The sequence below is a fragment of the Marinobacter sp. THAF197a genome (genome assembly GCF_009363275.1).
Taxonomy (GTDB): domain Bacteria; phylum Pseudomonadota; class Gammaproteobacteria; order Pseudomonadales; family Oleiphilaceae; genus Marinobacter.
This window is the reverse complement of sequence record NZ_CP045324.1, coordinates 345178-369785: the sequence shown is the minus strand read 5'-3', so window position 1 is coordinate 369785 and position 24608 is coordinate 345178. Positions and strand designations below refer to the sequence as shown.

The 24608-nt window shown below is 58.0% G+C and carries 27 protein-coding genes; 18 read left to right on the top strand and 9 right to left on the bottom strand.

The window, feature by feature from the left end:
* Positions 1 to 35: 35 nt before the first annotated feature.
* From FIV08_RS01655 to FIV08_RS01640, 4 genes are read left to right on the top strand one after another with little or no spacing between them, the layout of a single operon-like run.
* Positions 36 to 905 carry a formate dehydrogenase accessory sulfurtransferase FdhD gene (locus FIV08_RS01655; RefSeq protein WP_152437148.1) on the top strand — a complete coding sequence of 290 codons (870 nt, stop codon included), beginning with the start codon at positions 36 to 38 and terminating at the stop codon, positions 903 to 905.
* Positions 898 to 1485 carry a molybdenum cofactor guanylyltransferase MobA gene (gene mobA / locus FIV08_RS01650; protein ID WP_152437147.1) on the top strand — a complete coding sequence of 196 codons (588 nt, stop codon included), beginning with the start codon at positions 898 to 900 and terminating at the stop codon, positions 1483 to 1485. The genes FIV08_RS01655 and mobA overlap by 8 nt, the downstream gene beginning before the upstream one ends.
* Complete coding sequence (gene mobB / locus FIV08_RS01645) at positions 1482 to 1973, top strand: molybdopterin-guanine dinucleotide biosynthesis protein B (protein ID WP_152437146.1); 492 nt, start codon at positions 1482 to 1484, stop codon at positions 1971 to 1973. Before mobA ends, mobB begins: the two co-directional genes overlap by 4 nt.
* Positions 1970 to 3247 (top strand): molybdopterin-binding protein, encoded by a 1278-nt coding sequence (locus FIV08_RS01640; protein WP_152437145.1) that lies wholly within the window; start codon positions 1970 to 1972, stop codon positions 3245 to 3247. Before mobB ends, FIV08_RS01640 begins: the two co-directional genes overlap by 4 nt.
* Here FIV08_RS01640 and FIV08_RS01635 read toward each other — a convergent pair whose 3' ends face one another.
* The 4 genes from FIV08_RS01635 to FIV08_RS01620 are packed head-to-tail and all read right to left on the bottom strand — an operon-like array spanning position 3248 to position 7265.
* Complete coding sequence (locus tag FIV08_RS01635; protein WP_152437144.1) at positions 3248 to 3724, bottom strand: DUF6505 family protein; 477 nt, start codon at positions 3722 to 3724, stop codon at positions 3248 to 3250.
* Positions 3721 to 4425 (bottom strand): biotin/lipoate--protein ligase family protein, encoded by a 705-nt coding sequence (locus FIV08_RS01630; RefSeq protein WP_152437143.1) that lies wholly within the window; start codon positions 4423 to 4425, stop codon positions 3721 to 3723. The genes FIV08_RS01635 and FIV08_RS01630 overlap by 4 nt, the downstream gene beginning before the upstream one ends.
* The gene (locus FIV08_RS01625) at positions 4422 to 5267 is read right to left on the bottom strand and encodes an Mrp/NBP35 family ATP-binding protein (RefSeq protein WP_076657196.1); all 846 of its coding nucleotides are present in this window, start codon (positions 5265 to 5267) and stop codon (positions 4422 to 4424) included. Before FIV08_RS01625 ends, FIV08_RS01630 begins: the two co-directional genes overlap by 4 nt.
* A gap of 18 nt (positions 5268 to 5285) precedes the next feature.
* Positions 5286 to 7265, bottom strand: a complete 1980-nt coding sequence (locus FIV08_RS01620; protein ID WP_152437142.1) for a 4Fe-4S binding protein — start codon at positions 7263 to 7265, stop codon at positions 5286 to 5288.
* Positions 7266 to 7417: 152 nt separating this feature from the next.
* On the opposite strand from FIV08_RS01620, the gene FIV08_RS01615 reads away from it, so the two are divergent.
* The 9 genes from FIV08_RS01615 (at position 7418) to FIV08_RS01580 (ending at position 14770) form a co-directional block, all read left to right on the top strand.
* Complete coding sequence (locus FIV08_RS01615) at positions 7418 to 7996, top strand: DUF3305 domain-containing protein (protein WP_152437141.1); 579 nt, start codon at positions 7418 to 7420, stop codon at positions 7994 to 7996.
* On the top strand, positions 7996 to 8610 hold the full coding sequence (locus FIV08_RS01610) for a DUF3306 domain-containing protein (RefSeq protein WP_058092952.1): 615 nt from the start codon (positions 7996 to 7998) through the stop codon (positions 8608 to 8610). The genes FIV08_RS01615 and FIV08_RS01610 overlap by 1 nt, the downstream gene beginning before the upstream one ends.
* Before the next feature lie 107 nt (positions 8611 to 8717).
* Positions 8718 to 9329 carry a TorD/DmsD family molecular chaperone gene (locus FIV08_RS01605; protein ID WP_152437140.1) on the top strand — a complete coding sequence of 204 codons (612 nt, stop codon included), beginning with the start codon at positions 8718 to 8720 and terminating at the stop codon, positions 9327 to 9329.
* A 41-nt stretch (positions 9330 to 9370) separates the two neighbouring features.
* Positions 9371 to 9559: a twin-arginine translocation signal domain-containing protein gene (locus FIV08_RS01600; protein ID WP_058092954.1), complete on the top strand. Its 189-nt coding sequence runs from the start codon at positions 9371 to 9373 to the stop codon at positions 9557 to 9559.
* Positions 9560 to 9648: 89 nt separating this feature from the next.
* The gene (locus FIV08_RS01595) at positions 9649 to 12534 is read left to right on the top strand and encodes a formate dehydrogenase subunit alpha (RefSeq protein WP_152437139.1); all 2886 of its coding nucleotides are present in this window, start codon (positions 9649 to 9651) and stop codon (positions 12532 to 12534) included.
* Positions 12535 to 12549: 15 nt separating this feature from the next.
* A complete protein-coding gene (gene fdh3B / locus FIV08_RS01590) occupies positions 12550 to 13158 on the top strand; it encodes a formate dehydrogenase FDH3 subunit beta (RefSeq protein ID WP_058092956.1) in 609 nt (202 codons plus the stop codon).
* An 85-nt stretch (positions 13159 to 13243) separates the two neighbouring features.
* Positions 13244 to 14416, top strand: coding sequence for a formate dehydrogenase subunit gamma (locus tag FIV08_RS01585; RefSeq protein WP_152437138.1), 1173 nt, complete (start codon positions 13244 to 13246; stop codon positions 14414 to 14416).
* Positions 14413 to 14538: a hypothetical protein gene (locus tag FIV08_RS19885; RefSeq protein WP_267313114.1), complete on the top strand. Its 126-nt coding sequence runs from the start codon at positions 14413 to 14415 to the stop codon at positions 14536 to 14538. Before FIV08_RS01585 ends, FIV08_RS19885 begins: the two co-directional genes overlap by 4 nt.
* Positions 14531 to 14770 (top strand): sulfurtransferase TusA family protein, encoded by a 240-nt coding sequence (locus FIV08_RS01580; protein WP_152437137.1) that lies wholly within the window; start codon positions 14531 to 14533, stop codon positions 14768 to 14770. Before FIV08_RS19885 ends, FIV08_RS01580 begins: the two co-directional genes overlap by 8 nt.
* A gap of 29 nt (positions 14771 to 14799) precedes the next feature.
* Here FIV08_RS01580 and FIV08_RS01575 read toward each other — a convergent pair whose 3' ends face one another.
* Positions 14800 to 15852, bottom strand: coding sequence for an AraC family transcriptional regulator (locus FIV08_RS01575; RefSeq protein ID WP_152437136.1), 1053 nt, complete (start codon positions 15850 to 15852; stop codon positions 14800 to 14802).
* Positions 15853 to 16013: 161 nt separating this feature from the next.
* Between FIV08_RS01575 and FIV08_RS01570 the strand changes: the two genes are divergently transcribed.
* From FIV08_RS01570 to FIV08_RS01555, 4 genes are all read left to right on the top strand, one after another.
* Positions 16014 to 16334, top strand: coding sequence for a 2Fe-2S iron-sulfur cluster-binding protein (locus tag FIV08_RS01570; protein ID WP_152437135.1), 321 nt, complete (start codon positions 16014 to 16016; stop codon positions 16332 to 16334).
* Between the two features lie 120 nt (positions 16335 to 16454).
* Positions 16455 to 17819, top strand: coding sequence for a cytochrome P450 (locus FIV08_RS01565; protein WP_416376913.1), 1365 nt, complete (start codon positions 16455 to 16457; stop codon positions 17817 to 17819).
* Positions 17820 to 17949: 130 nt separating this feature from the next.
* On the top strand, positions 17950 to 19263 hold the full coding sequence (locus tag FIV08_RS01560; protein ID WP_228715474.1) for a peptidoglycan DD-metalloendopeptidase family protein: 1314 nt from the start codon (positions 17950 to 17952) through the stop codon (positions 19261 to 19263).
* A 56-nt stretch (positions 19264 to 19319) separates the two neighbouring features.
* The gene (locus FIV08_RS01555) at positions 19320 to 20204 is read left to right on the top strand and encodes a mechanosensitive ion channel family protein (RefSeq protein ID WP_152437133.1); all 885 of its coding nucleotides are present in this window, start codon (positions 19320 to 19322) and stop codon (positions 20202 to 20204) included.
* A gap of 72 nt (positions 20205 to 20276) precedes the next feature.
* On the opposite strand, the gene FIV08_RS01550 is transcribed toward FIV08_RS01555, so the two are convergent.
* Positions 20277 to 21104 (bottom strand): fructosamine kinase family protein, encoded by an 828-nt coding sequence (locus tag FIV08_RS01550; protein WP_228715473.1) that lies wholly within the window; start codon positions 21102 to 21104, stop codon positions 20277 to 20279.
* 95 nt (positions 21105 to 21199) lie between these two features.
* On the opposite strand from FIV08_RS01550, the gene FIV08_RS01545 reads away from it, so the two are divergent.
* Positions 21200 to 22303, top strand: a complete 1104-nt coding sequence (locus FIV08_RS01545) for a PilT/PilU family type 4a pilus ATPase (RefSeq protein ID WP_152437131.1) — start codon at positions 21200 to 21202, stop codon at positions 22301 to 22303.
* A 56-nt stretch (positions 22304 to 22359) separates the two neighbouring features.
* Here FIV08_RS01545 and FIV08_RS01540 read toward each other — a convergent pair whose 3' ends face one another.
* The 3 genes from FIV08_RS01540 to FIV08_RS01530 all read right to left on the bottom strand — a co-directional run bounded on the left by FIV08_RS01540 (position 22360) and on the right by FIV08_RS01530 (position 24439).
* Positions 22360 to 22986: a peroxiredoxin gene (locus tag FIV08_RS01540; RefSeq protein WP_152437130.1), complete on the bottom strand. Its 627-nt coding sequence runs from the start codon at positions 22984 to 22986 to the stop codon at positions 22360 to 22362.
* A 133-nt stretch (positions 22987 to 23119) separates the two neighbouring features.
* The gene (locus FIV08_RS01535) at positions 23120 to 23545 is read right to left on the bottom strand and encodes a TIGR01244 family sulfur transferase (RefSeq protein ID WP_152437129.1); all 426 of its coding nucleotides are present in this window, start codon (positions 23543 to 23545) and stop codon (positions 23120 to 23122) included.
* 27 nt (positions 23546 to 23572) lie between these two features.
* A complete protein-coding gene (locus FIV08_RS01530; RefSeq protein WP_152437128.1) occupies positions 23573 to 24439 on the bottom strand; it encodes an MBL fold metallo-hydrolase in 867 nt (288 codons plus the stop codon).
* Between the last annotated feature and the right edge of the window lie 169 nt (positions 24440 to 24608).

Genomic DNA, 24608 nt, shown 5'->3' with positions numbered 1-24608 from the left:
CGGTATGCGGAATCCCTGAGAGAGCCAGAATAACAATGACGATCGATTCCATACTTCCAGACCCGAAAGACCCTCGACTGTCCCGGGCAGTCGAGGGTGTTGATGAAACCGGCCAACCGAAAGCCATCAGCGTTATTGAAGAGCGCCCCCTGACCATCTACCTGAACAGCCAGGAAATCGTCACCGCCATGACCATTGGCGATCACCCGGAATACCTGGCCCTCGGTTTCCTGTTGAATCAGGGCATGCTGAAAGAGACAGATCAAGTCACCGGGATTGATTTCGACGAAGAGCTGGAAGTCGTCGTGGTGCGCACCGCCGGTGTCACCGATGTCGAGGACAAGCTGGAAAAGAAAACCCGCACCTCCGGCTGTGCGGTCGGCACGGTGTTTGGTGACATGATGGCAGGGCTGGACGGGCTTTCGCTGCCAGACACCCCGGTACACACCAGTACCTTTTACGACCTGTCCTACCAGATCAACCACACGCCCAGCCTGTATATGGAAACCGGCGCCATTCATGGCACCGCGCTATGCCAGGGCCGACAGATTCTGGCCTACATGGAGGATGTCGGGCGCCATAATGCGGTCGACAAGATTGCCGGCTGGATGCACCAGAACAACGTTTCCGCGGCCGACAAAGTGCTCTACACCACAGGCCGTCTGACCTCCGAGATGGTGATCAAGACCTCCCTGATGGGGATTCCGACCCTGATCAGCCGCTCCGGTTTCACCGCCTGGGGCGTCGATATTGCCCGGCAGGTGGGGCTGACATTGATCGGGCGGATGCGGGGCAAAAAATTTACCTGCCTCAGCGGCCAGCACCGCCTGGTGTTTGACCAGGACCTGTCCCAGGTTCCCGATGAGGACAAGAAAATGCGTCGAAAAGGGGCCGAGCATGACTGAGTGCGCCGTGATTCTTGCCGGGGGCCAGGCCCACCGAATGGGCGGTGGCGATAAAGGCCGGTTGATGCTGGGGGATCATTCCCTGATTCATCGGGTTATCGAGCGGATAACACCGCAGGTAGACGCCGTAGTACTGAATGCCAATGGCGATCTGTCCCGGTTCGATGATCTGGGATTGCCGGTGGTCGCCGACTCCATACCCGACTACGCCGGCCCACTGGCGGGCATTCTGGCGGGCATGGACTGGGCGGCAGAACAGGGCCATGAGTGGCTGATCAGCGTTGCGGCGGATACCCCCTCTTTTCCCCTGGACATGGTCGAGCGCCTGTCCGAATCTGGCGCCCCGGTGGTGCTGGCAGCCACACCAGACCCGGAACGTGGGCGGATACCACAGCCCACATTTGGCCGCTGGCAGGTGGCGTTGCGCCATGACCTGCGAGCGGCCCTGAACGACGGTGTGCGCAAAATTCGCCAGTGGACTCTGGCCAACGGTGAAACCCTGGTGATGTTCGATGAGGCCGACTTCTTCAACATCAATACACCGGAAGACCTGGCTTGGGCGGAGCAGCATCTGACGTGAACGTGATAGGTATCGTAGGCTGGAAGAATTCGGGCAAGACCACCCTGGCCAGCGCCGTGATTCACGAGTTGTCCAGCAGAGGTTTGACCGTTAACGCCATCAAACACGCCCACCACCTGGTGGACATAGACCAACCCGGAACCGACAGCTACAAGCACCGGCAGGCTGGCGCTCAGGAAGTGATCCTCGCGGGCGGCCAACGCTTTGCCATCATGCATGAACTCCGGGGCGCCCGGGAGCCAACTCTGGATGAGTTGCTGGCCAGGCTGGGCCCCTGCGACTGGGTCGTGGTTGAGGGATTCAAAACCAACGCCCATCCCAAAATTGAAGTTCACCGGCAGGACAGCTCCCACGCCCCCCTGTATCCGCAGGACCCAAGCATTGTAGCGGTGGCGGCGGACTATGCCGCGGATTTCCCGGGCCCGGTCTTCGACATCAACGATGTCACCGGCATCACTGACTTTATTCTGAAGCGTGAACAACCATGAGCAACGCCGCCAATAACGGGAGCCCCACGACACCGCTCCGCAACGACTGCTTTGCCCTGCCGCCCGGGGTGAACTGGACACCGGTAGACGAAGCGCTGGCGCGGCTGCGTTCCCGCCTGCACCCGGTGGTGGGTGTGGATCAAGACGTTCCGCTGGCTCAGCTCAACGGCCGGATACTGGCCAGGGATGTCTATGCCCCCAGAGCCCATCCCCCGAGCAGCAATTCCGCCGTCGATGGCTATGCCCTTGCCGGCCCTCTAACCGAAGTCCCTTGCGTGCTGCCACTGATAGATGGCCGAAGTGCGGCCGGTGAACCCTACAAGGGCCAGGTTCCCGAGGGGCACGCCATACGCATACTGACCGGCGCGGTGATGCCGGCAGGCACAGACACCGTGGTGCTAGAAGAAGACTGCGAGGTCATCGATGGCCAGCTCCACCTGAATGGCACGTTAAAGGCCGGCGCCAATCGGCGCCAAGCCGGCGAGGATATCCAGGTACAGGATTGTATTCTGACCGCCGGCACCCGGCTGACGCCCACCCAGATTTCGGTACTCGCCAGCGTCGGCATCGAATCGGTGGATGTTTACCAGCGGCTGCGTGTTGGCGTGTTGTCCACGGGAGACGAAGTCAAGCCCGTAGGTGCTCCGGTCACTGACTGGCAGATTTACGACGCCAACCGCCCGATGCTCAGCGCCATGGTGACGCAACTGGGCTATGAACTGGTCGACCTGGGCCATGCGCTGGACCGGTCCGAGGACGTTAAAGCAGCACTGGAGCGCGGTGCGGAACTCTGCGACCTGATTCTTACCAGCGGCGGCGTTTCCGCAGGGGATGAGGATCATGTGTCGAAAACCCTGAAAGCCCATGGCGAGATCAGCAACTGGCGCATTGCCATCAAGCCCGGGCGTCCCCTGGCGCTGGCCATGTTCAAAGGCACACCCGTGGCGGGCCTGCCGGGCAACCCGGTGGCAGCCTGGGTGTGTGCACTACGCTTTGCCGCACCGGCCATGGCATTGCTGGCCGGGGGTGAGTGGTTTGAACCCCGGAGTTACCTGATTCCCGCCAACTTTTCCAAGAACAAAAAACCGGGGCGCAGTGAGATGTTGCGGGCACGGGTGCGGGACGGGCAGGTTGAGGTATTCGGTTCCGAGGGCTCCGGGCGGGTCACCGGACTGGCCTGGTCTGAAGGTTTGGTGGAGCTGGACGAAAGCGCGCAGAAAATCGAGCCGGGAACGCCCGTTCGCTTTATTCCTTATGGCAGCTTCGGGTTGTAATTACTCGACGCTGCCGTGCACAGCGAAGGCTTCCAGTGAGGCATCCTGCGGGGCCCGGGAACGGTAGGTTTCCTCAACCCCCAGTTCGGTCAGGGTTCGGCTGACCATCAGCAGGGTGTTGTCTTCGAAGTCCTCACACATGCTGCGCATCTGATCGATTTCCTCGCAAGCCACCGGGTAGGCCGCGTCTATGTCTGGCGCCCCGTATTGCTCGACAAAGGTTTGCGCCAGGGTTCTGCGCAACTGTTCCAGTTCGGTTTCGGTAATGTCACAGACACCCACGAAACTGGCTCGACCACCGGATTCGATGCTGTACCAACCATTACTGAAGGCCTGCCGGGCTTTGCCCTTCAGCTCTGCTTCGGTCCAGTTGGAAAACTCGAACCCACCGGAAATGGCCCACTCGCCACTCGGCGCCGGGTTCTCGAACACATTGTCATCGGACACATCCAGTCGCAGGGTTCGGGCCAGTTTCATAGGTGCTCCGCGAATTCAATCAGGCTTACGGTTTCCGTCATCACATCTTCCCGTAACAACATCCGGCCTTTGTCATCCAGGCCGACAAAAAGCCCCGGCCTGGGGTAATCAATCTGCATGCCAAGGGTGTCGCAACGTGGTCGCCAGTCAGCGTGTATGCGCTCGAACCCGCCATCCAGAAAGTAGGTCAGCCACAGCAGCGTGTGCTTTGACCAGCTCTCCAGCAGTGACATGGGGGTGATACCAACACAGCCTTCTTCGCACAGGCAGGTTTCGTCCGGGTTTTCACCAGGCTCGTTGCCAGCCATGGTGAACGGCACATGAATCCCGATCACCAGCCAGTTCGGGTACGCCTTCGGGTCAGACACGTCTGCGGCAAAGCGGACACCACCGCACACGGCACCATTCACCTTGATACGATCCGGCCACTGGAAGTGAACCGGCACCTCAGGCGGCGCCAAGGCACCCAGACTCTCGGCCAGGCCGATCTGGGCCACGTAGACAGCCTGAATGGCCTCTTCCAGGGGCGTTTCTGGAGCCAACACAAGCGCTGCACGCAAGATATCCTCTCCTTGCGTGTAAAAAATGGTGCCGGAATCGACCCCGGCGATGGCACGGCTGATGGCTTTATCAAAAGGGTCGGTATGCCTGGGCACCACCTCGCCCGTCAGCAGTGGCGGGAACTGGGGAGATTGGTTCATAACACAGCCCGGGCATACACATCAGAGGCAACAATTTCGTCGGCGATTCGCTGGAATGCCCTGGCCTGGGGGCTTTCCGGTTTCGACACCACAATCGGCACGCCGCCGTCGGATCCGACCCGGATATCCAGGTCCAGCGGGATTTCGCCCAGGAAAGGCGCCCCAAGCTTTTTCGCTTCCGCCCTGGCGCCGCCAGAACCGAAGGGATGATGCTCCTTGCCGCAACCGTCGCAGACAAACGACGCCATGTTCTCGATCAACCCGAACAGGGGCACCTCCATACGGTTGAACATGTCGATGCCCTTGCGCGCGTCCATCAGGGCAATGTCCTGGGGTGTCGACACCACGACGGCGCCAGCCACGAAGAACTTCTGGCTCAGCGTCATCTGGACATCGCCGGTGCCCGGGGGCAGGTCCACCAGCAACACGTCCAGCCTGCCCCAGTCCACCTGATTCATCATCTGTTCCAGGGCACCCATCAGCATCGGCCCACGCCACACGATTGCTTCGTCTTCGGTAGTCATCAGGCCCAGCGACATCAGTGTTACGCCATGATTGCGCAAGGGCAGAATGGTGTGCCCGTCCGGGCTGGACGGGCGGCCGGAAACCCCCAGCATACGGGGCTGGCTGGGCCCGTAGACATCCGCATCTAGCAGCCCCACTTTGAGCCCCTTCGATGCCAGCGCCACCGCCAGGTTGGAGGCCACGGTGGATTTGCCAACACCCCCCTTGCCCGAGGCAATGGCGATGATCCGGCTGATGCCTCTCGGATTCTTGTCCTGCGGCCGAGGCGCATCGGTTCCGATCAGATTACTTTTGTCGGCGTTAACGTATTGAACCATACAATGTCCCGATCAGATTTAGTGGTCGCGATAGTCATCACTGGTGCGAACCCGGGGGCGCTCGCCGCTGGCCATGGGCGCACTGTCACCATGGAACTGGGCCTTCACCCGGCAATCGTCACACATCTTGATGAGCTGGACGTTGTCAGACTTGGTGTACATCCAGTGTTGGTTTTCCAGCTTTTCAACAATCCGGTTAATGGTGCTGGCAACACCAAAGGGTTTACCACACTGGATACATTCGAAGGGATCTTCACCGTGCAGGGCACGGGCGCTCAGTGCCGCCTTGGACAGGTCCAGTTGTGGTTTCAGAGTGATGGCGGTTTCCGGGCAGGTGCTCTCGCAGACACCGCACTGCACGCAGGCGTTCTCGGTGAACTGAACTTCCGGCCTGTCCGGGTGATCGCCAAGCGCACCGGTCGGGCACAGGGATACACAGGCAAGGCACAACGTGCACTTGTCTGAATCAATTTCGATGGCGCCGTAGGGCGCGCCCGCCGGCAGGGGGATGGGCGCCTCAATTTTGTCTGCCATAGCGGTGACGGCAACTCTGGTGATATCCCGGCGGCCACCCACCAGCAACACAGGTTCACTCAGGCGACCGGCATTGTCACCGGCTTCACCTAGATGTTCCGCGGCAATGACCCGAATACGGCTGGGAGAATTGTGGGTGCCCACCAGCATGGCCTTGGCCAGTTCCACTTCAGCGGCGACAGCCCGACGATCCAGTTCGCTGTCGGCCAGCATCAGCACTTCGGCATAGCCTGCACCAAAGGCCGCCAGTATCTCTGCATGACCAATGCGGTCAATCTGTTCCAGGCCAAACGGAATCAGGTCGTCCGCCAGCCCGTCGTGATACCTGGCCAGGTAGGCAATGGCCTCGGCACCAGCACCCAGGCTATGAAAGACCAGCCGTGGTGCCTCGCCCGCATGCTCCCGGTAGGTCCTGGCCATCACGTCGAGCGCTTTGGTAATGGACTCAAAGGGGGTTTCGTTCATGGTAATGGCGGAGGTCGGGCAAACCGCCGCACAAGTCCCGCAACCGGCGCAGATATCGGAATCGATCTGAATGTGATCGCCGGCTGAAAATATCGCCTCCGTGGAGCAGACGTCCAGGCAACGGGTACAACCGGGCTGGTTCGCCCGCGAGTGGGCGCACAGGGATTCTTCCAGACGGAAATACACGGTTTTCTCAAACTCACCCACCCGCTCTCTGGCGGTCAGGGCAATACGCTCCAGCTCACCGCTTTTGGCCGGATCCGCCCAGAAGTAGCCGTTGCGCTTCTGGTAGTGGGGAAATGCCGGGGCACCGCCCCGCAAATCAATAAAAACGTCACATTCACTGCGGGCCGTGGTCTTGGCGTCGCCATAAGCCGGTGCACCCCGGCCCGCAGGATTCAGCATCTGCAGCTGGGAAAATTCCAGTTTGAAGTTACCGAGTGCGCCCTTGGCCGAGGTAAGTTTACCCTTGGCTACGTCGTACCTGGCGGAGGGTAACTGGACGGGGCCCGCATCACTCACAACGCAGGTAACGCCAAGCTCATCCTGCACCAGTTCAGCCATCCGGATGGCCTGGTCGGTTGGGCCAACGATACAGCATACGCCACTGGACTGGATGAGCTTTGCCGGTGCCATGGCTGCCGGCAGCTGCGCCCCGGCCATCAACGCGGCCTGCTTGGCATGCAGGCGTTTGGGATCGGCATCCGGCGCGCTCCAGCCTGCACGGTCCCGGATATCGATGGTGCTCAACGGTGCGGACTGGCCCACTTCCGCTTGCACATCCTCTCCCAGGCGCTCGAATAACGCCGCTTGCTGGCCGCAGGCAATGAGCACTTCACCAGCACCGCTCAGGTGTTCGGCGGCCGTAGCCATGTCCTTGCCACACAACTCATCCACAACAATCACCTGCCCGGCCGCCGAAGCCGCTTTCAGCGCCTCGGGACTGACGGCCTGCGTTTTTTCGCAGGTGCATAACAGAAGGGTTTTAGTTGGCGTCATCAGGAAAATTACTCTTTTAGTTATTTTTGTACGTATTGATTTCAACCGTGGCTCTTCGAGCATGCCACAGCTGTTTGGCCTTGGACAATCGGATAATTGGATAATTGCCGGGGCTCTGCTAGCTTCAAGAGACAATAAGAAAGAGAAACATCATGAGCAGTCGTACGGACAGTTGGAAACGAGAATTGCCGGTCGGCGCGGTGGTTCGGCGTACCCCCGGAATCACCCGGTGGGCACGTGATATCTGGACACCCGTTGCTGTGATTCCCGGTGCGCCAGAGGCGTTCTGGAAAGAAATGGTCCGCAATGGCGATGTGGTGGATTACCACGCCGGCACCGTGACCATGGAGCTGTTTCGTGCTGATGTGGAAGGTTACCTTGTTTCCCTCAACATGGCCGTCCCCTCTGTTTGGGTCGTGTTGGACAGAGATACCACCGGTCAGTCCCCGGCGGGATGGGTCGTCACCACCATCACCGCCAGCGCCCATGAAGCCCTCGATACCCTGGACAGCGGCGAAAGCATCGTCGAACCCGTTCCGATCCCAGAGTCACTGGCGGCCTGGATCAAAGAATTTATTGATATGCACTTCGTCGATGAGCCCTTCAAGAAACGCCGCCGCGACCGGGTTGACGTAGATGCCGTCGAAGAGGGCAAAGGCGACCCCCGTATTCGTCAGGAGAGCGACGTTTACCGGGCTCCGACAAACATCAAAAAACCGAATGTGCAGTGATGACTGAATCACGTTTGCAAAGATGGTCGCGCAAGAAAGCCGAAGCCAGCAAGCAGGCTGGCCCCACCACCCCCTTACCTGTTGAGAATGAGCCCCCCGCCGAAGAGCAGGAGCTCGCAATTAACCAGGCGCTGCCTGAGCACGAAGTGCTCGAAAAATACGGCTTGCCGGATCCGGACACCATCACACTCGGCACCGACATCACCGGGTTCATGCGCAAGGAGATCCCCGAATTGTTGCGCCGCAAGGCACTGCGCGCACTCTGGAAATCCAACCCAGTCCTGGCGGTGCTGGATGGCCTCAACGACTACGACGAGGACTACACAGACGCGGCAACCGCAGGCGAAGCCGTCAAGACGTTGTACAAAGTCGGCCAGGGCATGTTCGACAAAACGGCGACAAAGACCGAACCAACAATAGAACACGCAGAACCGCAGACCGGCGAGCCGGAACCAGTCAATACCCGGGAAACTTCGCCACCGGAGGGGTCTTCGGAACCAGAGCCAGCCATTGACTCTTCAAGCCAGCCCAGGCAACCACCATCGCTGTCGGACGCGCAGGATGAAGAGGCAGAACCGGCCCCACGTTACCGGCCAAGAATGAGGTTTGATTAAACACCACCACAAACCGGACATGTCTCGAGACTGGTTGCGCCATCGCCCTTTCGGGACTATAAATCTAGATAGCACAAAATTTGAACAACAACATGAAGGAACGTGATTTGGCCAACACTGCTGAAAGCCTTTGTCCTCGCTCGATCAGTGAAGAGGATCGAGCCAGAGCCCAGATTTACCAGCTACTGGGCACCCTGTTGAGCAACCCACCGTCAAGTGAGTTGCTGAGGGGGCTGGCGACTCTCAAGGGCGACGACACCCTCATTGGGTCTGCCTCGAAGAACCTTGCGGCCCTCGCCCAACGCACCTCGGCCACCGACGCGGAGCGAGAGTATAACAATCTGTTCGTGGGCCTTGGCCGTGGAGAGCTGCTGCCTTACGCCAGCTATTACCTGACCGGGTTCCTGAACGAAAAGCCTCTTGCGAACCTTCGCAGTGATTTGATGGCAAGGGGCATCCGTGCCCGTGCCGACGTCAAAGAGCCGGAAGATCACATGGGCACGCTGTGTGAAACCATGGCGGGCATTATCACCGGCGAATTTGAGTGCGACAGCGACCTGCCGTCGCAAAAAGCGTTTTTTGACGCCCACATGGCAAAGTGGGCGCGATTGTTTTTTACCGATCTGGAGCAAGCGCAAAGTGCCATCTTCTACGCCCCCGTGGGCTCGCTTGGTAAAGCATTCATGGCCGTAGAAGCAGACGCCTTTGCAATCCAGTAACCGGGATCAGCTCGATCCCCTGAACCAGGTGGAGATGTTGTATGAACGACCGTAATAAAGAAAACAGCCGCCGACATTTTTTGCGGATGGCCGTTGCCGCTGCCCCCGCTGCAGTTGCAATGACGGTAGCACCGAACGCCGCAGCCGAGGTCGTTAAAGACGTACCGAAAAGCAGCGGCCTGCGCGACACAGAACATACGCGCAAGTATTTCGAATCGGCTCGCTTTTGACCGGAGCCAGGCCGTTCAAGATTGCGTGATGCTCTTGGATGACCCTGCCCCCGGTAGAACGAGAACAATAAAAGAGAGAGGTATTGGACATGTTAAGGAAGAAAACCAACGGGGTAGCGAAAGGCCCCCGGGCGGGTTCTTTACTTTCATCCCTCGCTGCAACCACCATGGACCGACGGGGCTTTTTGACCGCCTCCGGAGTTGCCGTGGGCGGGCTGGCTGCGTTGTCGTTACCAACCACACGGGTACAGGCCTCAACGCCATCGACTGAAGGCGGAAACGTCGTTCGCAGAAAATCCGTGTGTACCCACTGCTCGGTAGGCTGCACGGTGGAAGCGGAGGTTCAGAACGGCACCTGGATTGGTCAGGAGCCTGGATGGGACAGCCCCTTCAACATGGGCGCCCACTGCGCCAAAGGCGCTTCGGTACGGGAGCATGCCCACGGTGAGCGCCGTCTGAAGTCACCCATGAAAATGGTGAACGGTCAGTGGCAGAAGATCTCCTGGGACGACGCCATCAACGAGATTGGCGACAAGATGCTCCAGATTCGCGACGAGAGCGGCCCGGATTCCGTCTATTGGCTCGGCAGCGCGAAGTTCAACAACGAGCAGGCCTATTTGTTCCGGAAGTTTGCCGCTTACTGGGGCACCAACAACGTCGACCACCAGGCCAGGATCTGTCACTCCACCACCGTTGCCGGTGTAGCCAATACCTGGGGCTACGGGGCGATGACCAACTCCTACAACGACATCCACAATTCCAAGGCCATCTTCCTGATAGGGGGCAACCCGGCCGAAGCACACCCGGTATCGCTGCTGCACATTCTTAAAGCCAAGGAAGAAAACAACGCACCACTGATTGTCTGCGATCCACGCTTCACCCGAACGGCCGCTCATGCCGACGAGTTTGTGCGCTTCCGCCCAGGTTCAGACGTCGCGCTGATCTGGGGCATTCTCTGGCACATATTCGAAAATAAATGGGAAGACAAAGAGTTTATCCGCACCCGCGTTTATGGCATGGAGCAGATTCGCGAAGAGGTTAAACGCTGGAACCCCGAGGAGGTAGAGCGAGTAACCGGTGCACCCGGAGCGCAACTGGAGCGGGTTGCCCGTACCTTGGTCAACAATCGCCCGGGCACGGTGATCTGGTGCATGGGTGGTACCCAGCATACCAACGGCAACAACAACACCCGTGCCTACTGCGTACTGCAACTGGCTCTGGGCAATATGGGCGTAGCCGGCGGCGGCACCAACATTTTCCGCGGCCACGACAACGTACAGGGCGCAACCGATCTGGGCGTACTGGCCGATACCCTGCCCGGCTACTACGGCCTGACCGCCGGTTCCTGGGCCCATTGGGCACGGGTCTGGGAAGAGGACATGGACTGGCTGAAGGGTCGTTTTGCCACTTGGGACAAAGATGGCAAATCCCGGGCCATGATCAACGAAAAAGGCATTCCGGTATCCCGCTGGATAGATGGCGTTCTGGAAGCCAAGGAAAACCTCGAGCAGCCCGACAACACCCGGGCCATGGTGCTGTGGGGCCATGCACCTAATTCGCAGACCCGTATGCTGGAAATGAAAGAGGCCATGGAGAAGCTCGACCTGCTGGTTGTGGTGGACCCCTTCCCGACGGTGTCAGCGGTGCTCCATGATCGTAAAGATGGTGCTTACCTGCTGCCGGCCACCACCCAGTTCGAGACTACAGGTTCGGTGACCGCCTCGAACCGCTCTCTGCAGTGGCGTGAAAAAGTGATTGAGCCTCTGTTCGATTCAAAGGTCGACCACGAAATCATGAAGCTCCTTGCGGACAAGTTTGGCTTCACCGATCGCATGTTCCGCAATATCGCCATTGAGGGCAACGAGCCACTGATTGAGGACATCACCCGCGAGTTCAACCGTGGCATGTGGACCATTGGCTACACCGGCCAGTCGCCAGAGCGCCTGAAAAAACACATGCAGTATCAGCACCACTTCGACAAGACCACCTTGCGCGCAGTGGGCGGACCCTGTGATGGAGACACCTACGGTTTGCCCTGGCCCTGCTGGGGCACAGCGGAGATGAACCACCCGGGTACGCATATCCTGTACGACATGTCGGTGCCAGTCTCCAAAGGCGGCCTCACCTTCCGGGCGCGATTCGGGGTGGAACACAACGGCCAGAACATTCTGGCAGACGGTGTTTACTCCAAAGACTCCGAAATCAAGGATGGTTACCCGGAATTCACCATGCAAATGCTGATGGATCTGGGCTGGGACAGCGATCTGACCGCAGAGGAACGGGCTGCCATCGAAGCTGTTGGCGGACCAACCGCGAACTGGAAAACGGACCTGTCAGGCGGTATCCAGCGGGTGGCCATCAAGCACGAATGCGCGCCCTTCGGTAATGCCAAGGCCCGCACCATCGTCTGGAACTTCCCGGACCCCGTGCCACTGCACCGTGAACCGCTGTATACCAATCGTCGCGACCTGATCGAGGACTATCCAACCTACGCTGACAAGACCTTCTGGCGAGTGCCAACGCTGTACGAATCGATTCAGAAGAATGACTTCAGCAAGGACTTCCCCATCATTCTGACCTCCGGTCGACTGGTGGAATACGAAGGGGGTGGCGACGAAACCCGCTCAAACCCCTGGCTGGCAGAACTCCAGCAGGACATGTTCATTGAGGTAAATCCGCGCGACGCGAATAACATGAACATTCGCGACGGCAGGGATGTCTGGGTGTCTGGCCCGGAGGGCGCGCGCATCAAGGTGAAAGCAATGGTTACCGAAAGGGTTGGTGAAGGCGTGGCCTTCATGCCATTCCACTTCGGCGGTCACCTGCAAGGCGAGGATCGCAGGCACAAATATCCAAAGGGTGCCGATCCTTACGTATTGGGTGAATCCACAAACACCGTTCAGACATACGGGTACGACTCGGTCACGCAGATGCAAGAGACCAAGTGCACCCTGTGTGCCATCGAACCAGCATAACAAGAGGTGTAGACCATGGCACTTGAAGGACAAGCAAGAGCAAAATTCCTTTGTGACGCCGAGCGCTGCATCGAATGTAATGCTTGCGTGACAGCCTGTAAGAACGAGCACGAAGTCCCCTGGGGCATTAACCGCCGCCGCGTGGTCACCATCGAGGATGGTAAACCCGGTGAGCGGTCTATCTCGGTAGCCTGCATGCACTGTTCAGACGCGCCCTGTATGGCCGTTTGCCCAACAGACTGCTTCTACCAGACCGCAGACGGCATCGTGCTGCACTCCAAGGACCTGTGTATTGGGTGCGGCTATTGTTTTTACGCCTGCCCCTTCGGCGCGCCGCAGTTCCCCCAGGCGGGCAACTTTGGCAGCCGTGGCAAGATGGACAAGTGTACGTTCTGTGCAGGTGGTCCTGAGGAAGACCATTCAACCACGGAGTTCAACAAGTACGGTCGCAACCGTATTGCAGAGGGCAAGCTGCCGCTCTGTGCGGAAATGTGCTCAACCAAAGCCCTGTTGGCCGGTGATGGCAACACGGTTTCGGACATCTATCGCCAGCGAGTGGTGAACCGCGGTTTCGGTTCCGGCGCCTGGGGATGGGGCACAGCTTACGAGAAGAAGGGCGCTTAAGCCCACCGGACAGTTCCGGGGCCCCAGGGCCCCGGAACTGATTGCGGCGACGTCTTCTTTTGGTCCATTCCGCTGGAGCACTCTGATGAAAACAACACTATTGGGTGCCGCCCTGCTTGCAATGGCGACACTGCTTTTCAACCCTGCCTGGGCGGATAATGCTCCGGCGGTTGATCGAACCGCGACCGGGGGCGCACAAACCCTCGAAGATATCATGGCTCGCCAGCAACAGCTGAAAATGGACGAGTCATTCCGGTCTGAAAACCTCGGCAACCCGGCCAACGCCAAACCGATCACGGAGCAACTGGGCACCCGGGGCGGTGTGTCAGACTCCGATGTCTGGCGGGGCATCCGCTATAACCAGAGCGATATCAAAACCCAGGCCAGGGGCCCCGGGGCCGATGTGCTGATTCAGGACGGCGGCATGCCCTGGTACAAGCTCCGGGAAGGCCCCATGATCACTTACGGCGGTGGCGCCCTTCTGGGCATCATTCTGCTGCTGGTGGTGTTCTACTTTGTTCGCGGCAAAATCATGATTGATGGTGGCCCTTCCGGTACCAAAATCGAACGGTTCAAAGCCATCGAACGCTTTGGCCATTGGCTGTTGGCAGGTTCGTTTATCGCCCTGGCCCTGACCGGCCTGATCACCCTGATGGGGCGAAGTTTCCTGATCCCGGTCATCGGGCACGAGGCCTATTCAACCCTCGCCGTGGGCTCCAAGTGGTTGCACAACAACATTGCCTGGGCCTTTATGCTGGGCCTGATAATGACCTTCTGCATGTGGGTAGTGCACAACATACCCAACAAGCTGGACTGGCAGTGGATCAAGGCGGGCGGCGGCATCTTCACCAAGTCCCACCCCTCCTCGAAGAAGTTCAATGCCGGCCAGAAGATCATTTTCTGGACCGTGATGCTGCTGGGTGTCTCTGTGTCCCTGTCAGGCCTGTCGCTGCTGTTCCCGTTTGAAATGCCCATGTTCGCCGGCACCTTCAGCGTCATCAATAGCGTTATCGGTACCGACTTCCCGACCGCGCTGACACCCCATGAAGAAATGCAATACGCCAATATCTGGCACTCAATCGTTGCCTTCGCGATGATGGTGGCCATCATCGCCCATATCTACATCGGCTCGGTTGGCATGGAAGGCGCGTTTGATGCCATGGGCAACGGCCAGGTTGACCGTGAATGGGCGCGCCAGCATCACGACCTGTGGGTGGAAGAGGTTGAAGCGAAACAAGGCAAAGGGGGTTCATCATGAAAGTTATGGCAGCCGCGTTTGTTGTGGCCCTGGTCATTGCCGTTTGTGCGCCGGTGGTACTGAACCAGTTTGGCTGGTCCTCTGCGGAACAAGGCAGCTCCACGAGTGTGCGCCTTGACTGACCAGGCAGAGGTATACCAGATCGACGCTGTCGGTCTGGTATGCCCGCTTCCGGTTCTGCGCTTCAAGAAACGCACTCAGGGACTGCCCAGTGGCACCCGGGTGGAATTCCTGGCGGATGACGTCAGCGGCCGCCGTGATCTACAGGCGTTGTGCGAGATCACGGGCCACAGGATTGAATCGGTCCACGAAGAAGATAACGGTGTGATCCGTTATCGTATTTGTCTCGCCTGAGACCAAGCCCACCGCGTCGGCCCCGACAATCACGGTTGTGATATCAGCTGCCGACGATACTGATCCGGCGCAACGCCAAACCACCGCTTGAATGCCCTGCGGAAATTGGCGCCATCGTGGTAATTAAGCAGCTCCGCAATGGCTTCAACAGACACCGAGCTGTCGCGGAGATATCCGATCGCCTGCTGCGACAGGATGCCGTCCCTGAGCTGTCGAAAGCTGGTGCCTTCCGCTTTCAGTCTTCTGGCGAGTGTGCGCTTGCAGATAAACAGCGCGGCGGCGGCCTCTTCCTCTGTCAAGACTCCCGGCGGATGAGAAAGCATCATTTTCTGTACCTGGTATTTGCAGCTCTCACGGTCTGACTGCAATTGCGCCAGCATGCCTTCACACTGCTTCAGCGCCATCATGTAGTTCTCATGGTTGGCGGACGCATTGGGCTCCTTGCACACGTCGAGCGGGATGTTCAGCGCCAGGGAGGTTGCCCCAAACGTAATCGCACCGGGAATGTAGTCAGCGTAGCAATCCCGGTAAGCCGGCGCCTCATGCAGGAAACCACACGCCACCTCCTTCACCGGCCGGCCCACGATAAACTCGGCACAATCAAAAAAGATCACCGCAAAGCTTTCACTCAGCACCCGCTGCAGCTGCTCGGGCAGCTCCATATGAAAATGGCAGGTCAGCTCCAGCCAGCCATCCCTGGTGGCCATTTCCAGGCGGGCGAGGTTCATCCGGGTTGGCAGGAAGACCTGGAAAGCCCGAATGGCCGTCAGCAGGTCCGGGCTGCTGTTGACCAGAAACCCCATGGCGCCGTGGGTGGGCGACGTCAGGCGCCGGCCCAGGCGTAACCCGAAGGTGTCGTCATTCGCCAGCTGCAAACTGTTTTGCAGTATCTGCAGTTGCTGCTGCGGGGTCAGCAAGGTGTCTTCCTGCAGGAGCTGATCAACCGACAACTGAGTCATCGCCAGCAGGTCTGACACACCCCTGGCTTGCAAGCCCAGCTCCCGGGCAATCAAACGGCTGTAGTTCGAGGGAATACACGGCTGGCTCAGGTCAATGTCGCGCATCGTTATTCTTGTATCCATGTATGAGCGCCGGATAACCGTCCGCTAATGCAGACAGGCGGATGTTTTGAGTGTCTTTAAATGACCCCGCTCTGTCAATTAATGACCTGCCACCCACCTCTCACTGAACGTAATCTGGCCTTCACTGAGTTAACTCCAAAAACAACAGAGGTAAAGCACCTATGGGTCAGATCACATTTATCGAGCACAACGGCACCACCCATGTGGTCGAGATTGCCGAGGGCCAGACGCTGATGCAGACCGCCGTTGACAACGGCATCCCCGGAATCGACGCCGATTGCGGCGGCGCCTGTGCCTGCGGCACCTGCCATGTGATTGTTGATCAGGACTGGATTCAGTCCACCGGCAACATCAATGCCGATGAACAGGGCATGCTCGGCCTCACACCGGAGAAAACCGACACCTCCCGCTTGTCTTGCCAGGTCACCGTCTCGGAAGCCTTGGATGGCCTGATCGTGCGTCTGCCCGAGTTTCAGATGTAGGCGGCCAACAGGGTTGTAGATGCCGGCGCAGCATATTCGGCGATGACCAAACAACGGAGTTAAACGAGGTATTGTATGAGCCTTCTGAGTTCACTGATTGAGCCCGCACTGAAGCCGGTTATGGATAAGGCTGCGGCGATGATCCCTGTTCACTGGCAAGTCCGCGGCGCCCACGCCGTTCAGAACGTCAAACAGCGGACCGGCAGGAGCCGGGCCGTCCCAGTATTCCAGGAGGCTCCGCTGCCGGATGTATCGACCCTGGCACTGCAAGACATCGACGTCAGCAACCCCTTCCTGTATCGACAAGGCCTGTGGCGATCCTATTTCAAGCGGTTGCGGGATGAGTGCCCGGTGCATTTCCAGAAGCACAGTCCGTTCGGCCCGTTCTGGTCGATCACCCGCTATGAAGACATCCTATTTGTCGACACCCGCCATGACCTGTTCTCTGCGGAACCCATCATTTCCATCGGGCCTCAGCCCGAGGGCCTGGAGATTGAAACCTTTATTGCCATGGACCCGCCCAAACACGACGCCCAGCGCCAGGCCGTGCAGGGAGTGGTGGCGCCTAAGAACCTGGCACAAATGGAAGCGCTGATTCGTAGCCGCACCGCCGACGTGTTGGACCACCTGCCGGTGGATGAGCCTTTTGACTGGGTCCAACGGGTATCGGTTGAACTCACTTCCCGTATGCTGGCCACCCTGTTCGATTTCCCCTTTGAGCAGCGCCACAAATTGGCTTACTGGTCGGATGTGGCCTCCGGCGCGCCGGAATCCACCGGGGGGCACGCCAACCGTGACGAGTTTTTCCGGGCGGCCGCCGATATGGCGCAGCAGATGTCGTTGTTGTGGCGAGAAAAGGAGGCACGGAAAGCTGCTGGCGAAGAAACCGGATTCGATCTGATCAGCTTGCTGCTGGCCAACGAGGACACCCGGGATATGATCAACCACCCCATGGAGTTTATGGGCAACATGGTGCTGCTGATCATCGGCGGCAACGATACCACCCGTAATTCCATGACCGGAGGCGTGCTGGCGCTTAACCAGTTTCCAGAGGAGTTCACAAAACTCAAACAGAATCCCGAGCTGATTCCCAATATGGTGTCCGAGATCATCCGCTGGCAAACACCCTTGGCCTACATGCGCCGAGTGGCCAAAAAAGACGTGACACTAAACGGCCAGATCATCAAAGAGGGTGACAAGGTGGTGATGTGGTACGCCTCGGGCAATCGGGATGAGCGGGCCTTCGAGCAAGACCCGGACCAGTTCATTATTGATCGGAAAAACGTGCGTAAGCATCTTTCCTTCGGTTTCGGCGTGCACCGCTGCATGGGTAACCGCCTGGCAGAATTGCAGCTCAGGATCTTATGGGAGGAGATACTGAAACGCTTTGACCGTATTGAAGTTTTGGCAGAGCCCGAGTACGTTCAGTCCAATTTTGTACGAGGCTACAGTGCGATGACGGTAAAACTCTCCGCCAAGCCCTGACGAGGAGGGTTAACACCGGATGGGCATCACCTGTTAAACTGCTTTCGGAGCATGCCCGCAGGGCGTGCAGTACGCAATCAGGTTTAAAGCTTGTCGGAACGGTTTCAGGGCGAGCGGGGTTTATTGAACGATGGCAAAGCAACAGGCATTCACTCCAACTCACAAGGTGCTGCTTGGCATCACCGTGCTCATGGTGCTGATTGCCAGCTTCTGGTCCACACAAAGCTCATCCGCGAAGATACCCGCCCTTCCGGTTGAGCCCCTGGTTACCCCTGCAGATCCCTCTGCCAGCGTTGAGACGCTGCCCAATACGCTTGCCGAATCCCGTTCAGACACCCGCACCCAGCACCACGAAGTTCAGCCCGGCGATACCCTGAGCAGTATTTTCAGCCGCCACGGGGCACCCACGTCTGATCTGTACAAGATCATGGAAACGGATGTGGAATACCTGGCCCTGGAAACCCTGCAACCCGGCACCCAGCTGCGGCTGACCTTTGACGATCAGGACAGGTTCACCGAGCTTGCCCTTGTGCTTGATTCCGCCCGAACCGTTTTCTATACCCGCACCGACGATGACCAGTTCGAATACCGACGGATGGAAGCAGACACTCATTGGGTGTCTGAAGTGCTGAGAGGTTCCATTGAAGGCAGCTTCTACGTTTCTGCGGTAAAAGCAGGGCTCACCGCGCACCAGATTGCCTCGGTCAACCAGTTGCTTGAAAACCGCCTGAATTTCCGGCGGGATTTACGTGCCGGCGACCAGTTTGCCGTCATCATCAGCCATGAAATGACCGATGATCAAAGCACCGGTAAAACCCGGGTTGAAGCGGTTTCGCTGAAGCGGGGGAGTCGCACACACACCGCGTTCCGGTTTGAGGACGGCAATTACTACGACCAAAACGGAAAAAGTGTGCTGCCCGCGTTTCGCCGCTGGCCCACCCAGACGCCTTACCGGGTCAGCTCCCACTTCAATCTGAACCGCAAGCACCCGGTAACCAAGCGAATCGCCCCGCACAACGGCGTTGATCTGGCCACCCCCATTGGCACCCCCATTTTCAGTACCGGCGATGGCATCGTGCAGCGAGTAGGTAACCATCCTTTCGCAGGCAAGTACATCGACATCGACCACGGCAACGCTTACAAAACCCGCTACCTGCATCTGCACAAGATTCTGGTCAAGAAAGGACAGTCCATTCAGCGGGGTGAGAGAATTGCGCTGTCTGGCAACACCGGACGCAGCACCGGCCCTCACCTGCACTTTGAACTGCACGTGAATGGCCGGCCGGTGAATCCTCTCAAGGCTGACATTCCCACCGCCGCAGACATCCCCAGCGAATACGCCAAGGCGTTCAAAGAGGACGCTTCCTACAAATTGGCGGTGATGGAGCGGGCGGGTAGCCGTTCGAATCTGATGTTGGCGGGCGCTCGGGTTTCGTTTGACTGAACCCGACCATTCAGCACGGGTAACCATCAACCGCTTATAGCCCAAGGATGCTAGCTATGCCCGAAAGCCTGGCCTGGTTTCCAGACAACCTCACCCTGCCGGATTCCGCCTTACCACTGCTGATCAGCACCACGCTCCTGATCCTTGGTGTGATTGCCCTGAGGGTTGTCATCGCAGGGGTTATCCGGCGCAACGTGGCGTCTTCTGAACTGCGCGGCCGGCTCTTGGTCAATTCCCGAAACGCACTGGTGTTACTGGCGGTGTTCGGCCTGGTCTTTATCTGGGGCGAGCAGCTTCGCTCCCTGGCCCTGTCGATTGTCGCCATCGCGGTAGCGTTTGTAGTGGCCACCAAGGAACTGATTCTTTGTGTGTCCGGCTCCATTCTCAAAGGCGGTGCCGGCTCATTCAGCATTGGCGATCGTATTCAGGTAAAGGATTTTAGGGGTGATGTGATCGACCAGACCCTGCTGACCACCACGCTGCTGGAAGTTGGGCCCGGCAAGGCCAGCCATCAGCGCACCGGGCGGATGATCGTGTTGCCCAATGCGTTGTTTGTATCGGAGCCAGTCACTAATGAGAGTTTTACCGACCACTGGGATTTTCATGTCTTTACTGTGCCTTTCAAACGCGAAGATAACTGGCCAGCGGCCCGGGAGGCCCTGTTAAATGCCGCAAACCACCACTGCGAGCCGTATCTAGATATTGCCCGCAAGTACATGAGCAAAGTGGGTACGGCCCGAGGACTGGAAGTGCCCTCTGTCGATCCCAGGGTCACGATCCAGGCTCCAGCCGCCGGAGAGATTCATCTAACCGTCCGCTTACCCACCCGCACTGGGCAACGCAGTTATATCGAGCAGGCCATTCTGTCAGAGGTTTTTCTGAACAATGATTTTTCTGCCAAGAAAGCTGAGCCCGAAACAAGCAAACCCACGAAGGAATAGTTCAAACTTCCAGTTGTCAAAAATAGTCGAACCTTGTCGTTTTGATCTGCTTTCAGTGGTCGCATCTGCTGGTCAGACCCTCGCAACTACCTTCATACCCCGTTCGCATCCCCCCAGATAACCGGCGCCAAACAGGTTGTAGTGATTCAGGTAATGGTAGAGGTTATAGATCTCGCGCTTGGTGGTATAGACCTCTGAGCGAGGATAAACACTGTCATAAGCGCTATAAAAGGCCGCACCAAAGCCGCCAAACATTTCCGTCATGGCAATGTCCGCTTCCCGGTCACCCTGGTACACCGCAGGGTCAATTAACCAAGGGCCGTCGTAATCGAACAACACGTTGCCATTCCACAAATCACCGTGCAGAAGGCTGGGGTGCTCGCAGTGGCTGTCCAGCCAGCGGGTAAGCGCAGCGCTACTTTGGTCAAGAACGCGTTGAAACCTTTCTCTAATAACCGGATCAGCAATCCGGCTGACCTGGTACCGGAGTCGATAGTCGACAAAGAACCGCCCCCAGGAGTCCATATACTCATTGGGTTGCGGTGACAAACCGATGTAATTATCCCGGCCCCAGCCGTAGTGTTCCCGCTTTTGTTGGTGTAATCGGGCCAAGCCTTCACCGAGCAGGGTCAGGCATCGGTCGTCCGGGGCAACCGACACGATCTGGGTCATCACCAGCTGGTGCTGATCGACCTCAGCCACTTGCGGAATTCTCAAATGCTCGACACCAACCTGCACCAACGCTTCGCGAAGGCTTTCGAGCCCCTCCGCCTCGCGGGTTAATGCATCAGAAAATCCGGTGGTGTTGGTTTTGACGAACATTCGATCACCTCGACCGTGGGGGCAAAAGTGCCTCCTTACTAGATAAAATTCTGCATATCGGCACAAAACGTAAAGCATAATTTTTACCTGCAAGTAAAAATAGGGTTGTCCGGCCAATCGCCATAACCCTGGGTCTAGCCTATGCTTCGAGGAAAGCCATTCAAGGAGCCTCCATGGAACTGCCCGCCTACCTGAAAGTCATGGCCAACAAGGGCGCCTCTGACCTTTTCTTTTCTACCGGTTCACCGGTGATGATGAAGGTCGAGGGCAAAACCGGCCCGATCACCCAGAACCCCCTGGCCTCGGGCGCGGTCCGGCAACTGGCCTATTCGGTGATGAACGACAAGCAGCGGGCCGAGTTCGAGAAGAACCTGGAACTGGACATGGCAATCGGGGTGAACGAGGTTGGGCGCTTCCGGGTGAATGTGTTCTGGCAACGCGGCGAAGTCAGTATGGTGGTGCGCCATCTGCGCAACGACATTCCCTCCATTGAAAGTCTTGGCCTGCCATCGGTGCTGAAAGAACTGATTATGGAACCCCGTGGACTGATACTGGTGGTTGGCTCCACCGGCTCCGGTAAATCCACCACCCTGGCCTCGATGATTGACCACCGTAACGGCAACCAGTCTGGCCACATTCTGACGGTGGAAGACCCCATTGAATACACCCACAACCATAGGAAAAGTGTGGTTAACCAGCGGGAAGTGGGGGTAGACACCCGCTCCTATAACGAAGCCCTGCGCCGGGCCATGCGGGAAGCGCCGGATGTCATCATGATTGGCGAAATACGCGATCGGGACACCATGAAACACGCCCTCACCTATGCTGAAACCGGCCACCTGTGCATCTCCACCCTGCACGCCAGCAACGTGGACCATACCATGCGCCGGATTGTGAACTTCTTTCCCGAGCACGCCCACAAGGAGCTGTTCATGGATATGAGCATGCACTTGAAAGCGGTGGTGGCCCAGCGACTGCTGAAGGGCAAAGACGGCAAACGGGTGGTCGCCGTGGAAGTAATGCTTGCCAGCCCCTACATTCGGGATTTGATCTCCAAGGGTGAGATAGATGGCATTGCCGACATCATGACCCGGGGCGGCGAACAGGGCATGAAGACCTTCGACCAGGCCATTCTTGAACTTTACGATCAGCGCAAGATTACCCGGGAAGAGGCACTCAGCAATGCCAACTCCAGGCACAACCTTGAGGTGAAGATCCGCCTGGCCAGCGGTGGCCTGCAATCGCCCAGCGACCTGCTGAGCATTGACGAAAGCTGAGTTTTACAACGAAAAACGCCCCGATTAACGGGGCGCTTTCTGGACCGGAGACCTGATCAGATCTTGGTCATTCTCAGGTAAGGACGCAGTTCGTTCCAGCCCTGCGGGAACATTTCCTTGGCCTTTTCGTTGTCGATAGACGGCGGAATGATTACTTCACCACCCTTGCGCCAGTCGGCGGGCATCGCACACTTGTTGGCATCCGCAAACTGCAGTGCGTCAATGGCGCGCAGGATCTCGTCGAAGTTACGACCAACCGCCATCGGGTAGGTCATGGTCAGGCGTACTTTCTTGTTCGGGTCGATGATGAACACGCTGCGCACAGCGGCGGTTTCGCTCTCGCCCGGGTGAATCATTTCGTACAGCTGAGCAATCTTGAAGTCTTCGTCGGCAACGATCGGGAACTGCAGATCACAGCTCTGGGTGTCGTTAACGTCGTCAATCCACTTCAGGTGCTCTTCTACCGAGTCGGTAGACAGACCCAGAGGCTTGACGTTGCGAGCTGCGAACTCTTGCGCCAGCTGGGCAGTCCGGCCCATTTCAGTGGTGCATACCGGGGTGAAGTCCGCCGGGTGGCTGAAGAAGAACACCCAGGAATCGCCTGCCCACTCGTGGAAGCTCATCTTGCCTTTGGTGGTGTCTACGTTGAAATCCGGGGCGGTTTCGCCGAGTCGAATTGTCATGTCATTTCTCCTGTCGGGTTTTCACATCAGTGGTTTTGTTAACAGCAAGTTCAGAGTAAGCGAGTCCTTTCGTTATATCAATTTCAATATATCTATAGGTCTATTAGTTTTAAGCAAATGATCGATGGCTTGATCATCCTGCCTTCTTATCCAGCAAATCACGGATGGATTGCGGGTCGTGCCCTGCTTCGTGCGCGGCCTTAAGCAACATCGGGATGTTGCATTGCGGATTCTGGGCGCGGCTCTGGGCCCACATATGCACCGCTCGCCGGCCGGTCCTGCAAAAGCCCAGGATTGGTGTCGGCGCCGCATCCAGCGCCTTGCCGAACGCTTCGACATCGGCGGCGGTGTACTCGCCGGAGGCCACCGGCACACAGAACCATTGCAACCCCGCGCGCTCCGCTGACTCACGAAAAACATCCTCACTTTCGTAGCCTTCTTCGCCCACCCGCCGGTTGCAAATCACCGCTTTGAAACCCTGCTGGCGAACGCTCTCGAAATCCTCAGGGGTAATCTCGTCCGAAATCGCAAATCCGGGTTCAACAAAATGCACTTTCATTACTTGCTCTCCTCTGGGTCAACCTGCTCAAAACCGGTTGACCGGTACTTTCAGATAAACTTGACCGTTTTGCTCCGCCTCAGGCATTTCTCCGGCGCGCATGTTTACTTGCACCGAAGGAAGAATCAGCCGCGGCATATCCAGGGTGGCATCCCGCTCGGTTCTCAGGCGCACAAACTCCTCTTCCGCCATACCCTCGCGAACGTGGATATTGCGTGCCCGCTGTTCAGCGACCGTGGTCTGATGCTGATACTCATCCCGGCCCGGGGCTTTATAGTCGTGGCAGAGGAAAATGCGGGTCTCGACCGGCAGTGCCAGCACCTTCTGCACTGATTGATAGAGCACCTTGGCGTCTCCCCCCGGGAAATCACACCGAGCCGTGCCGGAATCCGGGGCAAACAGGGTGTCCCCGACAAACGCAGCGTCGCCGATGACATAGGTCAGGCAGGCCGGTGTGTGGCCGGGGGTGTGAAGCACATAACCCTCAAGCGCACCGATCCGGAAACGGTCACCTTCTTCGAACAACTGTCCGAACTGGCTGCCGTCCCGGGCAAACTCGGTACCGGCATTGAAGGCCTTACCAAAGATTTCCTGAACCACAATGATGCGCGCGCCGATACCGGTCTTACCGCCAAGCCGCTCCTGCAAATACGGCGCTGCCGAGAGGTGGTCCGCGTGGACATGGGTTTCCAGAATCCATTCCACCACCAGGCCGTTGTCCTGGACATAACGCACGATCTCGTCGGCTGAGCGAACATCGGTACGGCCAGCGGCGTAATCGAAATCAAGCACCGAATCGATAATGGCACAGGCATCACTGCCCGGATCTTTCACGACGTAGCTGAAGGTATTGGTCGCTTCGTCGAAGAAGTGGGTGACTATTGGCTGTTGCATAGTCGTTTCCTCCTCGGAATGGTGTGGATCACTCGCCGACCACTAAACCATACATAAATGAATAACGATATACCTATTAGCAATATACATTTCTATATCGATTATAGGGGAAGGTAATCGACCAACTATTTTCGATAGCAATCAATGAATAACGAGGACGGTGAGTAGG

Bases quoted from the DNA above. Each gene is read 5' to 3' on its own strand.
- FIV08_RS01655 (WP_152437148.1), top strand. From the start codon at position 36: ATGACGATCGATTCCATACTTCCAGACCCGAAAGACCCTCGACTGTCC.
- mobA (WP_152437147.1), top strand. From the start codon at position 898: ATGACTGAGTGCGCCGTGATTCTTGCCGGGGGCCAGGCCCACCGAATG.
- FIV08_RS01640 (WP_152437145.1), top strand. From the start codon at position 1,970: ATGAGCAACGCCGCCAATAACGGGAGCCCCACGACACCGCTCCGCAAC.
- FIV08_RS01635 (WP_152437144.1), bottom strand. From the start codon at position 3,724: ATGAAACTGGCCCGAACCCTGCGACTGGATGTGTCCGATGACAATGTG.
- FIV08_RS01630 (WP_152437143.1), bottom strand. From the start codon at position 4,425: ATGAACCAATCTCCCCAGTTCCCGCCACTGCTGACGGGCGAGGTGGTG.
- FIV08_RS01625 (WP_076657196.1), bottom strand. From the start codon at position 5,267: ATGGTTCAATACGTTAACGCCGACAAAAGTAATCTGATCGGAACCGAT.
- FIV08_RS01620 (WP_152437142.1), bottom strand. From the start codon at position 7,265: ATGACGCCAACTAAAACCCTTCTGTTATGCACCTGCGAAAAAACGCAG.
- FIV08_RS01615 (WP_152437141.1), top strand. From the start codon at position 7,418: ATGAGCAGTCGTACGGACAGTTGGAAACGAGAATTGCCGGTCGGCGCG.
- FIV08_RS01610 (WP_058092952.1), top strand. From the start codon at position 7,996: ATGACTGAATCACGTTTGCAAAGATGGTCGCGCAAGAAAGCCGAAGCC.
- FIV08_RS01600 (WP_058092954.1), top strand. From the start codon at position 9,371: ATGAACGACCGTAATAAAGAAAACAGCCGCCGACATTTTTTGCGGATG.
- FIV08_RS01595 (WP_152437139.1), top strand. From the start codon at position 9,649: ATGTTAAGGAAGAAAACCAACGGGGTAGCGAAAGGCCCCCGGGCGGGT.
- fdh3B (WP_058092956.1), top strand. From the start codon at position 12,550: ATGGCACTTGAAGGACAAGCAAGAGCAAAATTCCTTTGTGACGCCGAG.
- FIV08_RS01585 (WP_152437138.1), top strand. From the start codon at position 13,244: ATGAAAACAACACTATTGGGTGCCGCCCTGCTTGCAATGGCGACACTG.
- FIV08_RS19885 (WP_267313114.1), top strand. From the start codon at position 14,413: ATGAAAGTTATGGCAGCCGCGTTTGTTGTGGCCCTGGTCATTGCCGTT.
- FIV08_RS01575 (WP_152437136.1), bottom strand. From the start codon at position 15,852: ATGGATACAAGAATAACGATGCGCGACATTGACCTGAGCCAGCCGTGT.
- FIV08_RS01570 (WP_152437135.1), top strand. From the start codon at position 16,014: ATGGGTCAGATCACATTTATCGAGCACAACGGCACCACCCATGTGGTC.
- FIV08_RS01565 (WP_416376913.1), top strand. From the start codon at position 16,455: ATGGATAAGGCTGCGGCGATGATCCCTGTTCACTGGCAAGTCCGCGGC.
- FIV08_RS01560 (WP_228715474.1), top strand. From the start codon at position 17,950: ATGGCAAAGCAACAGGCATTCACTCCAACTCACAAGGTGCTGCTTGGC.
- FIV08_RS01555 (WP_152437133.1), top strand. From the start codon at position 19,320: ATGCCCGAAAGCCTGGCCTGGTTTCCAGACAACCTCACCCTGCCGGAT.
- FIV08_RS01550 (WP_228715473.1), bottom strand. From the start codon at position 21,104: ATGCTTTACGTTTTGTGCCGATATGCAGAATTTTATCTAGTAAGGAGG.
- FIV08_RS01545 (WP_152437131.1), top strand. From the start codon at position 21,200: ATGGAACTGCCCGCCTACCTGAAAGTCATGGCCAACAAGGGCGCCTCT.
- FIV08_RS01540 (WP_152437130.1), bottom strand. From the start codon at position 22,986: ATGACAATTCGACTCGGCGAAACCGCCCCGGATTTCAACGTAGACACC.
- FIV08_RS01535 (WP_152437129.1), bottom strand. From the start codon at position 23,545: ATGAAAGTGCATTTTGTTGAACCCGGATTTGCGATTTCGGACGAGATT.
- FIV08_RS01530 (WP_152437128.1), bottom strand. From the start codon at position 24,439: ATGCAACAGCCAATAGTCACCCACTTCTTCGACGAAGCGACCAATACC.